Origin of the sequence: Paraburkholderia kururiensis JCM 10599 = LMG 19447 (assembly GCF_003986935.1) — a bacterium.
Taxonomy (GTDB): Bacteria; Pseudomonadota; Gammaproteobacteria; order Burkholderiales; family Burkholderiaceae; genus Paraburkholderia; species Paraburkholderia kururiensis.
The window spans coordinates 108,280-122,173 of the sequence record NZ_RJZE01000011.1; the positions used below are offsets into that span (position 1 = coordinate 108,280).

The following is a 13,894-nucleotide window of genomic DNA, read 5'->3' on the forward strand; positions in this document are numbered from 1 at the left end:
AGTACATGGCGAACCCGTTCCATTGCCATGCCGCATCCGTTCTATGTGTGCGAATAATGGCCGCGTCTACTGAACGCCAGGTGGGCCGCAGCACACGTATCTGAACGGACGGCAGCGAAAGCGGTCTGCGCGTGGCGTGCCCTTCCATTCATTCGCTCAGGGGACGCCATGCCGACCGTCGCTGCATCTTCAGCCTCATCCGCCTCCCGTCGCGCCACTGCGGCGGCCCGTCTCGAGCGTCTGCCGTTTTCGGGCTACCACCGCACGCTCTTCATCATCATCGCGATTGCGTTCTTCTTCGATTCGGTCGACTTGGGCACGATGACCTTCGTGCTCGGCTCGATCAAGACGGAGTTCCATCTGTCGACGGCGGCGGCCGGGCTCGTGGCGAGCGCGAGCTTCTTCGGCATGGTGCTAGGCGCCGCGGTCGCGGGACTGCTCGCGGACCGCTTCGGGCGCCGCCCCGTGTTTCAGTGGAGTATGGTGCTGTGGGGCGCGGCATCGTACCTGTGCTCAACGGTGCAGTCGGTAGAGGCGCTGATCGTCTACCGCGTCTTGCTCGGCATCGGCATGGGCATGGAATTCCCCATCGCGCAGACGCTGCTCTCGGAGTTCGTGCCCGCCTCGTCGCGCGGCCGGCTGATCGCGCTGATGGACGGCTTCTGGCCGCTTGGTTTCATTGCGGCGGGATGCGTTTCGTACGTGGTGCTGCCGCATTTCGGCTGGCGCACGGTGTTCGCGCTGCTCGCCATTCCTGCGGTCTTCGTGCTGATCGTGCGCCGCGTGGTGCCGGAATCGCCGCGCTGGCTCGAACATCGCGGCCGTCTGGGCGAAGCGGATGCGGTACTGGCTCGGGTCGAGACCAAGGTCATGCGGTCGAAAGGTCTGACGTCACTGCCGGCGCCCTTGCTGGTTGCATCGAGCGTGGATACGGATGCCGCAGCCAACCGCCGCGGCGCCTTCCGCGAAATCTGGAGCGCCGCGTACCGGCAGCGCACCGTCATGGTGTGGCTGCTCTGGTTCTTCGCGTTGCTGGGCTTCTACGGCCTCACCTCGTGGCTCGGCGCGCTGATGCAGCAAGCGGGGTTCGCGGTGACGAAGTCGGTGCTCTATACCGTGCTGATCTCGCTCGGCGGCATTCCCGGATTTCTGTGTGCGGCTTGGCTCGTCGAACGCTGGGGACGCAAACCCACCACCGTCGCCTCGCTCACGGGCGGCGCCGTGATGGCCTACGTCTATGGACAAACGGCCTTGCACGCGGGCAGCGAAACGCTGCTGATCTGCACGGGACTCGCCATGCAGTTCTTCCTGTTCGGGATGTGGGCCGCGCTCTACACCTACACGCCGGAGCTATACGGCACCGGCGCGCGGGCAACGGGCTCGGGCTTTGCATCGGCCATTGGACGCATCGGCTCGCTGATCGGCCCGTATGTGGTGGGCGTCGTGTTACCCGTGTTCGGCCAGGGCGGTGTGTTCACGCTGGGCGCACTGTCGTTCGCCGTGGCCGCGCTCGCCGTGTGGGTGATGGGCATTGAAACGAAGGGGCTCGTGCTCGAAACGCTGGCATCGAAAACCCAGCCCGGCGACACGGTGGCCTGGCAAGGCGCGGCGGACGAGGTTCGTTGAGCGGCGGCTAGCCGGTGTTGTTGGCGGTTAGTGTTGGCGTAGTGTGGGCATTAAGGCGCCGCCCGTTTGCCTTCACGGTGCTTCACGGCCCGATGGCAGGGTTCTCGCCTTCGCGAGGCCCTACGTCCGGCGTAAAGATGCCGTTGTTCGCCTGACGGCGCTCGGACTCGCGCATCAGCGCCTGCGAAAGCAGCCAGTGTGCTTCGCCGTTGCTCGAATCGATGGTCAACGCATTGCCGGCGTTATGCCACACGCAGGTCCAGCGCCCCTGCGCCTCGCAGCCGCGCGCGCTGGCGAGCATCGAATCGCGCTGCTGCTCGCGGTCCATCAGGTCACCGCGCATACGCAGCGCTTCCGCGTTGTTCGGGTCTTCCGCCAGCACGTTCATGAGCGCCGCGCGCGCCGAACCCAGATTGTTCTTGTCCAGATTGATGCGCGCGCTCTGCAGACTCGCGGCAACGCGCGAACGGACTTCGTCGCTGCGACGCTGGGCCACCGTCGCCTCGCGTATGCGTCGCGCGGTGTCGGCATCGACGCGACTCGTCGTGCGCGATTTCTGCGCCGCCATACGCGCAGGCTGCGGGGGCGTGCCGACGCTGGGTGCGCTTGCATACGCCGTCGTGGATGAGGGCGCATTGGCCATGCCCGTCTCGCTCGCCGTATTGGGCGTGTTCCCGATGGTGGGCGCCGGTGCTTGTGCCGTGTCTGGTTGCGTCGGCGCGGACTGCACGTTCGTGTTCGGCTGCATCTGCGGGACAGGTTGCGCAGGCGTGTTGCCTTGATTCGCGAGGCCGGCTTGATACCCTGGGTTTCCTTGATAGGTCTGATTCGCCTGATTCGCCTGGTAGGCCTGATCGACCTGTGCGCCGCCGTTGCCGGCGCCTTGCCCCGAATCGGCCACGGCACCGCTTGCCACTTGCGGCGGCAGATCGGGTGAATCGCTCTTGCGCGTGAAAAATGCGTGCGCGGTGAAAAGCAGCGCCGCGGCAACGAGAACAGGTATGGCGTAGTGGCTGACCTTTGCGTGCCAGCGCGTGTCGACCCAGCGCCTTGGCTCCGTATCGCCGAAATAGTCCCGATGCTCGAGTCCGCCTGCACCGGATCCGCTGCCGTAGAGCGCAAAGCGCCCGCCGCTCTCGTCGAGTGGCGGGCGCCATGTCGGCTCTGCTGGACCGCGGGCGCCAGACGACGCAGGCGACGCCGGGCCGCGTGCGCCGGCCGCGGCACGCGCGTCGTGAGGCGCGCGCGTATCAGTATCGGACTGATGGTCGAGCTGATTCGCGCCGCAATGAGGGCAGAACGCAAACGGTGACGCCAACTTGGCATTGCAATGTGCGCACCGCAGCGGAACGTATTGATCCGAGCCGATTTCGCGAGGCATGGGCAGTCTTGCTGGTTCCAGAGAGACGTCGAAAAACTGATCCGACCCGTTGTCAGGTGGAGCGGCGTTGCGCCGGAACGGCCATGGCGAAAGGACGAGAACGAATATAAAAGACGCCTGGCCGGGCGCAATTGCCACATGCAATATGAGCCAGTTTGCGCTGAAGATCAATCGCGAACCTGGAACAAAACGTGACGGCCGGCCTTGTGTGCGAAACCGCACAGACGCATGTTGCGGCACACGCGCGATATTGCGTGCGCCGCATGCACCGAACCTACGATTCGCGCGCGCCGTCGATCTGAATGCCGAGTTCGGCCGCCATCTGTGCGACCGCAGTCTGCAATCGCGCCAGTTCGCTCGCCATATGCCTGTGTTCCGCCTTCAGCGTTTCGAACTCGGTGCGTGAGACGCTATCCTCGCCGCCGGCCGCCGCTTGCGGCATATCCTGGCTCACCTCTCCGCACAGCAGATGCGCCCAGCGGTTCTCGCGCTCGCCTGGCGTGCGTGCGAGCTTCACCACACGCGGCGGTTGGCCTGCTGCGAGTTCGTCGAGAAACGCTTCGACAGACGACGTATCCGCGAAACCATGGAGCCGTGCCGAGTTCAACCGCAACTCGGCTGCGGTCTGCGGCCCGCGCAATATCAACGTGGCGAGCAAAGCTACGCTCTGGCTCGATACGCCGAGCGCGCGATTCATGTTGTGCTCGAAGCGCGGCACGCGGCTACCGCTGCTTTCGAACACGAGGCTCGGGTGCTTCAGGCTTTCGATCGCTTCCAGCACCTCGGCCTCGGTCGCGTTCATCACGGGCGAGCGCGCGGTCTTCTGGTTGCAGCCGGACGTGAGCGCGTTGAGCGAGAGCGGATAGGTGTCGGGCACCGTGTGCTGCTTTTCCACCAGCACGCCCAACACGCGTGCTTCGAGTGGCGTGAGTTGACGGCTGGACGGACGTTCGATGGATTCGTTGCTCGTGTTCATGGATGACGGTAAGGCTTGACGCCAAAAGCAGCAGCGCGCGGTGAAGACCCGACGACAGAGTTCGTCCGCGCGCGGTGCCTCACGGAATCAGCCACAACGCCGCGGCATAGATCACGAGCGAAACGGCAAACGTGACCGCCGTGTAGCCCATCACGCGCTGGATGCGAATGCCCGCAATCGCGACCACCGGCACCGCCCAGAACGGCTGCAGCATGTTCGAAACGTTCTCTGCCATCGCCACGCCCATCGCCGTGTGCGCGACGCTCGCATGCAGCGCCAGCGCCGCGGGCAGCACGAACGGACCTTGCACGGCCCAGTGTCCGCCTGCACTCGGGATGAGCAGCGTAATGATAAGCGAGCTGAGGTAGCTCCAGAGCGCGAGCGTCGCGGGCGTCGCAACCGCCACGAAGGTTTTTGCGATCGCGGGTGCGAGCCCCGTGCCCGTCATGATGCCCATGATGCCGCCATAGACCGGATACTGAAGGAGCATGGAACCGGTCTGACGCGCGGCGCGGCGAATCGCGTCCGCATAGGCAATGGGCGTGCGTTGCAGCGCGAGACCCGCGAGCAGGAAGATCAGGATCGTCGTGTTGATGTCGAGTTCGAAGCCCTTCGCATGCCACGTCATCGCGAGGTAGCCGATGCCGAGTGCGAGCAGCAGCAGCGTGCCGAGCATCGAGCGCTCCATGCGCGCCGCCACCGACGATGTGCCCGCGGCACGCGCGTGCGGGTCGCCATTATCGTCGGCGGCATTCGCGCCGGCCTCGCGCGACTCGCTAAACGCGACCACGTGCTCCGCCTTCGGATGCATACGGATGAAGATCGCTGTCATCACGACGACCACGAGCACCGTCGGGACGAACACGAACGGCGCGAAGACGGTATCGGTGAGCGGCACGACATGTCCGGTCGCTTTCTCCACGAGGTTGAGCGCATTGCCGTGCGATGCCTGCGACAACGCAATGGAGCTCGACAGCCCGCTGTTGCACACGGACCATGCCGAGTAGCTGCCGGCCACGAGCCACGCGAAATCCACTTTCACGCGACGCGCGATTTCGCGCGACAGCAACGCGCCCACGATGAGCCCGAGTCCCCAGTTGAGCCACGCCGCCACGCCAACCACCGGAAACACGAGCAGCGCCGCCCGCGTGGGCGACGTGACCCGCGACGCGAGCGCACGCAAGCCACGCTGCACGATGGGCGCATCCGCGATGGCGTAGCCCGTCGCGAGAATCAGGATCATCTGCAGCGCAAAGCCGAGAATGTGGAACGTGCCGTCATACCAGGAGGTCAGGATGACGGGCAGCGTGCCGTGCGGCGCGAGCAACGCGGCAAGCACGATCACGACGAAGGTGAGGCCGAGCGAAAGGACGAACGGGTCGGGCATGACCTGCTCGAATACATAAACGAGGCCTGCCACAACGCCGCGGCCGCGCGGTTTTTCTGGCCGGTTCTCTGTTACGCCCGGGATTCCCGTTGTGCCGGCGGGATGAACGACGCCCGCCATGCCGGCGTGCGAGCCGGTATCTGTCTTCTCCATGACTTCGATCCGTGTGGTTATGTGGTGCTGAAGGGGTACTGAAAAGCTCGTTCGATGCATCGAAGCGACGACGTGCAAATGTTCTAATTGCGAACGACGCGTCCACTGAACGAACCCCCCGGAGCATACTCGTCTCATCGGAAATTTGCGCGCAGCCATGCAGACGGCATGGCTTTCAATATGCCCACAGCCGCGTTGCGATTTGCTGGAACGAAGCGCAACGCGTGCGCGCCTGGCTCCACGCGCAAGGCCGTCCACGCGCGCGAGCACGCGCCTGCGCCGCCGCAGACGCTGGGCTAGAATCGCCTCAGGCTTCGCCCCCTTCTTGTTTCGCGCTTGCATGCCGAGCGCACCCCTCGCCGATATCGCGCTGAAGCCCGCATTCGCTGCTGACTCACCGACACGGCGGTTTCAGTTCCCCCACACCGGCTCACAACGGCGCACGTCGTGGTTCGGCCGGCACTCACCGGAAAAGGAGATGGCAGATGAGACAATCAATGAGGCAATCAGTGTGGCAGCGCGCGGCCGCGACCGTGGCGGGCCTCGCCTGCGCGACCGCCATGGCGGCGGCTCACGCCGCTCCCGTGTCGCTCACGGTGCCGCTCACAGGCGACCAGCAGGTGCCGCCTGTGCAGACCTCGGGCAACGGCAGCGCGGCGCTGACGTACGACGCGGATACACACGTCGTGACGTGGAAAGTGACGTACAGCGGTCTTTCGAGCGACGCCACGATGGCGCACTTCCACGCGCCCGCCGCGGCCGGCAAGAATGCGCCGCCCGTCATCTGGCTCACGAAAAAAGGCTCGACGGCGATATCGAGTCCCATCAGCGGCGAGGCCACGTTGACACCTGAGCAGGCCAGGCAATTCCTCGCCGGCGACATGTACATCAACGTGCACACGAAGGATCACCCTTCGGGGGAAATTCGCGGCCAGGTGCAGCCACCGAAGTGAACCTCGCGCTCAATACCCCGCAGTAGCACGCAAAGACGGCAGCCCGGCTTCGGCCGGGCATGATCGCGTGCCCTGTTCTCTCGTGCAGTTCGCCGCGGGCTACCCGGCGCTCCCCCTTCTCTTTGGCCGAATACCGCACCGTCAGGCGCTTCACATCCAGCGCGCGAACGACGTCCATGTTCCTGTTGAACACCGGGTCGGCCGATTCGTCGAATACCCCCGCTTATAGCGCGTCATGACGCGCCATAAGGCGCCTTAAGGTGTCATAAGGCGCTGCTCATGCGCCGCCCCTCTGCCTGCGCCGCGCATTTCGCCTCTCCCGCTCACGCTTGATACACGTCAACACCGCGCCTTGGCCGGCACGTCATTCTGCATTGGCCAATGAGCGGTCCATGCGTTGGGCGGGATATCTGACGCGAGGCGCGACTCCGTCGCGTAACGGTGCCCCGCCTTTTCCTTCGCAGCCGCGAACGCATGTCTGGAGGTCTCTATGTCGAACATCTCTGCCCGCGTACTCGCCGCGCTGCTTCTGTCATGCGTGTTCGCGAACACCTACGCCCTGGCGCAAACGGCACAAGCGGTGCCAGCGGCACCCACGCCGGTCGAGCGTAACGGCGTGACGTACATCACGGGAGGCATCGGCGAGGACGAAGTCCGCGCGTTCCGCGAAGTCGCGCCGAAGTACAACCTGCGCGTCACGCTCGCGTCGAAGGCTGGCCACTATCTTTCCGACATCAACGTGAGCATTGCTTCCGGCAAACGGGTGGTACTCGCCGTACACACGGAAGGCCCCTTTCTGTTCGCCCGCGTGCCGCCGGGAAGCTATCGGATCACGGCGCGTGACCGGCACGTAACGATCACGAAACAGGTGGTGGTGCCACGCCAGGGCGGCATCGACGTGCACTTTTACTGGGACGACCCCGACCGCCACGACGTCATGCTGATTTGCCAGCGCTGCCCGACGCCGGCACCGAAGTGATCGTCGCACCGTTGCGGATTCGTCCTGTGGATGTTGCGAATTAGATAGTCATGCCAACCATTTTGGCCGTGCCGTCGTGCTCACGCGAGTGCACCGGCGCGCGGTCGTGAATTACCGAAGGAGGCTGGTGATGGAAATGAAGCTTCGTTATGCGTCAGTTGCGTTGATCGCGCTTTCGGTGGCGGCCTGCACGCAGCCGCCCACCAAAGAGCAAGGCGGCATGCTGATCGGTGGAGCATTGGGCGGCGTGCTCGGCTCGCAGGTTGGCGGAGGAACCGGCAAGACCGTCGCGACCATCGTCGGCGTGCTGGCGGGCGCCGCGGTTGGCGGTGCCGTGGGACGGTCGATGGACGAAACCGACCGGCTCAAAACGGCGCAGACACTCGAAGGTGTTCGGACCGGAGTCCCCTCTACCTGGCGCAATCCGGACACCGGCAATCAATACACGGTCGTGCCCACGCGCACGTTCGATGCATCGACCGGGCCATGCCGGGAATTCACGGTTGATTCGGTCGTAGGCGGCAAACGCGACAAGGTTTATGGAACAGCGTGCCGTCAATCCGATGGCAGCTGGCGGGTGACCCAATAGGCGACGCGCTAGAGCACGCTCGCGAGTAGCGTCACCCCGCCCGCGGCGACAGCCAGCAGAACGATGGCGAGCCAGAGCGGTGCGCGCCGCGGCTCGCGAACATGCGCGGGCAATGACTTGTGCCCGTCGAGCATGGGGCGCACGAGATTCTGTCCGCACACGAAGGCATAGAGCGCGACGGCGCAGACGTGCAGCGCAACGGCCACAGCAAGCGCATCCCACAGTATCGAATGCAGGGCCGTGATGGTGTTGGAGACAACGGCCGGCACGACTTCGGAGAGCGGGCCTTCGTCGGCGACATCGTTGTAGACGTAGAGCCCCGTCAACGTCTCGGCTGCCAGCAGCGCGAGCAGCAGCAACACCATCCAGCCGCCCGCGGGGTTGTGGCCCGCCTGCATATCGGGCTCGCGGCGCGCCACTGCACGCAGATGCCGGAGCGCCGCGGCGGGCGCCGCCACGAAGCTGGTGAACCGCGCGGTCTGGCTTCCCAGAAGGCCCCACAGCAGGCGAAACACCACCAGCACGAGCAGCGCCTCGCCGATGCGCACGTGCCAGTCGATCCAGTTGAGGCGGACGGTCACGTAGGCCGCCGCCACGAGCGCCGCTGTCAGCCAGTGAAAGAGACGGACGGGCCAGTCCCAGATCAATACGGTGCGGGACGAAGACGCCGCAGCAGGCGAGGCAGCCGACGCATCGCGATGGTCAGGCGCCATGCGGGGCTCCGTGCGGAACACGCTGCGTCGCGAAACCGCTTCGCGCCCCGGGGTTCGCCGCATAGTTCGCCACGCCGTTCGCCACCCGCGACGGCACGCGGCACCCGCATGGGACATGGCACCCCAACGCCGGCACGCACGCGCTTCGTCGCGCGCCGGAGGTCATTGCGCCGCGGTGCTCGGAGCCGCGGCCGGCTGCTCCGCTTCAGAAGGCGGCTGTTGCGCGGCCGGTTGTTCCGCCGTTGCCGGCTCCTCCGGCTCCTCTTTGGCAGCCGCTTGCTGTGCCGGGCCGTGATTCTGCCCCTGCCTCTGCTTCTGCCGCTCGAGCGCCCGCGTGGCGCGCGTGACGTGCGAGGCTTCCACGCCCGGCCCCGGCGAGGCCGTACCGTCCAGCTCGTAGCGCGGCCCGCCCACGGCCACGTGCTCGTGATAGCGCGGATGATTCACGTGCAGCTTCAGCACGAGGGAAATGAGGGCCTTGTCGAGTTCGGGATGTTGGGCGCAGAGATCGTCGAGCACGCCGATCTTGAGCGGGAGCCAGTCGCGAAACGCAGGATGCTGCTCCCCGAAGCGCTTGCGCACGGCCCGCAATTGCTGATCCCGCTCGATACGCGCAGCCAGCACCGGGTCTGCGGGACGCCGGGGCGCGCCGCGATCCTTCGGTTTCTGTCCCCGCGAGCCCGGCCCCGGGTTCGGATTCGGACCGCGCGGCCCTTTGGCGGCGCTGTCGGGCTTCGGGCCGCCCCGCCGCGGATGCGGCGGCTTGCCGGGCTGGCCCGCCCGCCCCTGCGGCCCGCCCGGTCGCGCGTTCTGCGCGTTGGGCTTTTTCGTATCGGCTGGCCTCGACTGGCGAGGCGCTTCGGCCGCAGCGTGTGTGGCCTGCCCCTCGTCCTGCCGTTCGGGGTTCGACGCGAGCGCCTTCTTGATTTCCTGCAGGCCTTCGCGAAAGCTCAGTGCGCGGCGCGGTTGGGATGCGGTTTTCACGAAATCTCTCTGATCCAATAATCGCCGATATGATAACCAATCGCGTGCGTTGCTCGCTGACGCGCGTATTGCCCGTTTCGGCAAGCCGCGCCGCGTTCGCGAATACCCGAGCCCCATGGAGGCAAACGGAACGTATGGCAACCGGCACGGCAGACGATACTCCGCCCCTCGGCGAACGCCGCGTCCCATGGGTTCCGCGCCCGGACGAACCCGACGGCAGGCCTCACCGCACTTTCGCCTTCAGCGCCGACGGCGCGCATTTCCTGCTCGATGGCGAGCCATTCCAGATTCGCAGCGGCGAATTGCACCCGGCACGCATTCCCGTCGAATATTGGCAGCACCGCATTCGCATGGTCCGCGCGATGGGAATGAACTGTATCGCGCTTTACGTGATGTGGAATTATCACGAGACACAGCCCGGCGTGTTCGATTTCGAAACCGGTAATCGCGACATCGAAGCGTTCATTCGGCTGTGTCAGCGCGAGCGCATGTGGGTGCTGCTGCGCCCCGGCCCATATGTCTGCGCCGAGTGGGACCTGGGCGGCCTGCCGTGGTGGCTCTTGCGCTACCCCGACATCGTGCTGAGAACCGGGTCGGCTGGCGACGCGCGCTACATGGCTGCCGTGGCACGCTACGTCGCCGAACTGGCCGCGCGCGTGAAGCCGCTCATGATTGCGGCGGGCGGGCCCATCCTCATGGTCCAGATCGAGAACGAGTTCGGCTCTTACGCGCACAACCCGCCGTACCTCGAAGAAATCCGCGCGCTCTGGCTGCAAGGCGGAATCACGGGTCCGTTCTATACCGAAGACGGCCTGACGCAGCTCCAGCAAAATCGCAGCCACGTCGAGGGCGGCGCCATCGCGCTCAGCAACGGCGACGCGGCGCAGATCGCGGCGGCACGCGCGGCGTTTCCCGGCGTGCCTGTCATGGCCGGCGAGGTGTATCCCGGCTGGCTCACGCACTGGGGCGACGCGGCATTCCAGGGCACGGCTGTCGATATCGGCGAGAAGCTCGACACATTCATGCGCGAGCGGCTCTCGTTCAACCTCTACGTGATCCACGGCGGCACCAGCTTCGCCTTCTACGCCGGCGCCAATATCGACGACCGCACGGGCGCCTACCAGCCCGACATCACCAGCTACGACTACGCGGCACCTATCAACGAGCAAGGCGCGGCCACGCCGAAGTACGCGAAGTATCGCGAGATCATCGCGCGCTACCTGCCCTCGCCGTTACCCGAGGTGCCGCCGCCGCTTCCCGCGATCGAGCGGCTGGGCCGCGCCGCGCTGATGCCCGCGGCCTGCGCGTCGATCTGGGACAACCTGCCCGAGGCATTGCCTGCAGGCGACACCATCGATCCGCAGCCGTTCGAGATGGATGGCCAGGCGTTCGGCTTCGCGCTCTATCGCACGACGTTGCCCGCCGAAGCGATGCAGGCGGACAGCCGGCTGGAAACAGGCGGCGTCCACGATTACGCCACCGTATTCGTGGACGGCGAGTATGTGGGCGGCATCTCGCGAGCCCGCATGCCCGCGCACTCCGCGAAGCGATACGGCGTGGCGAACGAGACAGAGGCCCCGCTTATGCTGCCGGCGACCGCGGGTACGCAAAACGCCACGCGGCAGGCGCAGCGCTCATCGACGCAACTCGACATCCTCGTTGAAGGCATGGGCCGCGTGAACTACGGTCACGCGATGGTGGATCGCAAGGGGATGCCCGGGCCCGTCACGCTTCGGTATGCCAACGGTAAGGGCGAAACCCTGAGAGGCTGGGAAGTCTTTCTGTTGCCCATGGACGATGCGTTCATCGCGGCCTTGCGTCCCGTCTGCACCCATCCCCACCGGCCCGGTGTGTTCTTCAAGGCGACGTTGATGCTCGACGAGATCGGCGACACGTATCTCGACATGCGCCACTGGACCAAGGGCGTGGTGTGGGTCAACGGACACAACCTGGGCCGCTATTGGCATATCGGACCGCAAACGCGGCTCTATTGTCCGGCCCCGTGGCTCGTGCGCGGCGCAAACAACGTGCTGATCTTCGATCTTCATCAGACAGAGGCGAGGCCGGTCGATCTTGTGCGCACGCTTCCTTAGCGCAACTTGCCGCGCCTCACAGCGCGCCTACCGGACGACGAACCCGACTGTCAGCACCTCGAAAGGATCGAGCTCGAACGCGAGCGGGCGGTCGGCATCCACGATGGCCGCCATCGATCGTGTGTGGGAACAGCCCCATGGTGGCTCGTGCAGTTCGAAACGCGTTGCGGCGTCGTCGGGCAAGGCCAACGCGTCGCGCAGATCCAGCACGAAGCGCTGCATACGGCGATCAGGATTGCGTAGCGTCACGACAGCGCGCTGCGGGGACCACGCCGCCCAGCCATAGACTTCGAGCGCGTCGGGCACACCGCCAATCCAGTGCGAATCGCGCAAGACCTCTGCATTGCCGCGCGCCCATCGGGCGGCTTGCGCGAGCACGTCCCAGTCGCGCTCGGCAAGCAGCGACGGCGTGAGGTAAAGCTCCTGCAATTGCGTGCCGCTCGCGAAAAACGAGCGCACCTCGTGCACGAATGCTTCGCCCTGCGGGGCATCGAGCCCTCTGCAATGCTGCGCGCAGATGATCCCGTGCAACATCAGCGAGTTGAGCGGAAAGAGCGGACTGCGCACCACGACGTGCTGATAGGTCTGCGCGTCCCGATACGTGATCCAGCGCTCCCGGTCGCAGCCTTCGCCCGCGAAGCCGTGGTCCGCGCCGTCGCGCCAGATGGTGTCGGCGAAGCGCAACCAGAACGGCGAGGGATGCGTGCCGGTGGTCAGATTGATGAAGGTCTCGGGCTTCGCCGCGCGAATGTCTTCGATCAAATGAATCGCCGCGTCCCAGTCGCTGTCGAAGCGGCTGCCCGGCACGACGCGATCCGCATTGCCCGTACCGTCGAACTTGAAGTGATTGACGCCATGCTCGCCGAGCAGCGCCATCGCTACCTCGTAGAAACGCGCGTAGTAATTCGGCCCCGAAAGCGCAAAGCCGTGATCGACCACCTCGTACCCGCTCGCGGCGCCCCGCTCCACGCGAGCATCGCGCGGCGCGCAGTAGCCGCCCCAGGGCGAGAGCCACACGCCAGGCGCCGCACCGAAGCGCGCGGCGGCATCGCGTAGCGGCACGAAACCTTGCGGAAAATCGCGGCTGAAATGCCAGCTACCGCTCAGGTCATCCCAGCCGTCGTCGAACATGAAGGAATCGATGTGGACGCCGCGCTTCGCATGCAGTTCGCGCCCCACCGTTTCAATCCGCTCTACCGCCTGCCCTGCCGTGTACGGCGTCAGGTAGCCGATGTCGTACCAGCTGTTGTAGTGGAGAAACGGACGGGACGGATGCGCCCGCTCGCGTTCGACGTACGTCGCGAAATCACGTCGCATCTGCCCGCGGCGCGCCACGCCGGCAACGGCGCTGTACTCGACGGTCTTGCTCTTGCCGAGCGGCAGCGCACGCGAAACCTTGAGCATCACGGCGCCGTTGCGCACGCGATTTTGCGCGCGCGGCAGTTCGATGCCGAGATAGACGTCACCGGCAATGACGGGCACGCCGTCGAGCCCCTCGCCGGCCTCGGCAGCATCGCCCCCATCGATGGCATCGACGCAAAGCATGGCGACGTCCACCACGTGCTCGTCCTGCTTCTCCGCCGTCAGCCACACGCGTTCGCGCAGATACGGTGAACCCTCGCGTTGCTCGATACACCAGCGAATGAGAAAGCGTGCCGCGTCATCGGTGAAAGAAGCCACGACGCGTTTGCCGGCGATTCGCGTGGCGAGGCACGAGGCCGATGCATCCGCTTCAAGCGCCTCTTCGTGCGGCGGCGCGAGCAGCATGAGGTCTCGCATGTGGAGCACGCGACCATCGGCGAGCGTGAGCGCGAACGGCGTGCTCACAGACAGCGTGCGTGCATGCAAGCGGTCGGTGAGCACGAAGTCGCATAAGCGCCTACCCGTCACACGCCAGCCCATCGCAATCGCGGCGTTGCCGAACGTCTGCCGCTCGCCCTCGGCTTGAAACGCCGGCGTGCCAGCCCATGAAGACGACGGGGACGAGGTGGCGTTCGGTGGCATGGCGTAAGCGTCCTCCAGGGCATTGAGGCGTGGCGTAAGACCGCCCGCCGATGATA

The 13,894-nt window shown here is 65.7% G+C and carries 11 protein-coding genes; 5 read left to right on the forward strand and 6 right to left on the reverse strand.

Features of this window, described 5'->3' with window-relative positions; genetic code table 11:
• Positions 1 to 168: 168 nt before the first annotated feature.
• Complete coding sequence (locus PKKP23_RS15055; protein ID WP_126877491.1) at positions 169 to 1,626, forward strand: MFS transporter; 1,458 nt, start codon at positions 169 to 171, stop codon at positions 1,624 to 1,626.
• Between the two features lie 82 nt (positions 1,627 to 1,708).
• Here the strand turns inward: PKKP23_RS15055 and PKKP23_RS15060 are convergent, their stop codons facing one another.
• From PKKP23_RS15060 to PKKP23_RS15070, 3 genes are all read right to left on the reverse strand, one after another.
• Complete coding sequence (locus PKKP23_RS15060) at positions 1,709 to 3,178, reverse strand: zinc ribbon domain-containing protein (protein ID WP_126877492.1); 1,470 nt, start codon at positions 3,176 to 3,178, stop codon at positions 1,709 to 1,711.
• Positions 3,179 to 3,281: 103 nt separating this feature from the next.
• Positions 3,282 to 3,983 (reverse strand): YceH family protein, encoded by a 702-nt coding sequence (locus tag PKKP23_RS15065; protein ID WP_126877493.1) that lies wholly within the window; start codon positions 3,981 to 3,983, stop codon positions 3,282 to 3,284.
• Between the two features lie 79 nt (positions 3,984 to 4,062).
• Positions 4,063 to 5,523 (reverse strand): TIGR00366 family protein, encoded by a 1,461-nt coding sequence (locus tag PKKP23_RS15070; protein ID WP_240659022.1) that lies wholly within the window; start codon positions 5,521 to 5,523, stop codon positions 4,063 to 4,065.
• A gap of 497 nt (positions 5,524 to 6,020) precedes the next feature.
• Here PKKP23_RS15070 and PKKP23_RS15075 point away from each other — a divergent pair, with 497 nt between their 5' ends.
• The 3 genes from PKKP23_RS15075 to PKKP23_RS15085 all read left to right on the forward strand — a co-directional run bounded on the left by PKKP23_RS15075 (position 6,021) and on the right by PKKP23_RS15085 (position 8,044).
• Entirely contained in the window at positions 6,021 to 6,476 is a 456-nt protein-coding gene (locus PKKP23_RS15075; RefSeq protein ID WP_026121228.1) for a CHRD domain-containing protein, read from the forward strand.
• Positions 6,477 to 6,966: 490 nt separating this feature from the next.
• Complete coding sequence (locus PKKP23_RS15080; RefSeq protein WP_126877494.1) at positions 6,967 to 7,455, forward strand: carboxypeptidase regulatory-like domain-containing protein; 489 nt, start codon at positions 6,967 to 6,969, stop codon at positions 7,453 to 7,455.
• 130 nt (positions 7,456 to 7,585) lie between these two features.
• Positions 7,586 to 8,044, forward strand: coding sequence for an RT0821/Lpp0805 family surface protein (locus PKKP23_RS15085; RefSeq protein WP_017773721.1), 459 nt, complete (start codon positions 7,586 to 7,588; stop codon positions 8,042 to 8,044).
• 8 nt (positions 8,045 to 8,052) lie between these two features.
• Here the strand turns inward: PKKP23_RS15085 and PKKP23_RS15090 are convergent, their stop codons facing one another.
• Positions 8,053 to 8,757 (reverse strand): cytochrome b/b6 domain-containing protein, encoded by a 705-nt coding sequence (locus tag PKKP23_RS15090; protein ID WP_126877495.1) that lies wholly within the window; start codon positions 8,755 to 8,757, stop codon positions 8,053 to 8,055.
• Between the two features lie 162 nt (positions 8,758 to 8,919).
• A complete protein-coding gene (locus tag PKKP23_RS15095; RefSeq protein WP_126877496.1) occupies positions 8,920 to 9,741 on the reverse strand; it encodes a ProQ/FINO family protein in 822 nt (273 codons plus the stop codon).
• A gap of 134 nt (positions 9,742 to 9,875) precedes the next feature.
• Here PKKP23_RS15095 and PKKP23_RS15100 point away from each other — a divergent pair, with 134 nt between their 5' ends.
• Positions 9,876 to 11,834: a beta-galactosidase gene (locus PKKP23_RS15100; protein WP_126877497.1), complete on the forward strand. Its 1,959-nt coding sequence runs from the start codon at positions 9,876 to 9,878 to the stop codon at positions 11,832 to 11,834.
• Between the two features lie 27 nt (positions 11,835 to 11,861).
• On the opposite strand, the gene PKKP23_RS15105 is transcribed toward PKKP23_RS15100, so the two are convergent.
• A complete protein-coding gene (locus tag PKKP23_RS15105; RefSeq protein WP_126877498.1) occupies positions 11,862 to 13,838 on the reverse strand; it encodes an alpha-galactosidase in 1,977 nt (658 codons plus the stop codon).
• Positions 13,839 to 13,894: the final 56 nt, after the last annotated feature.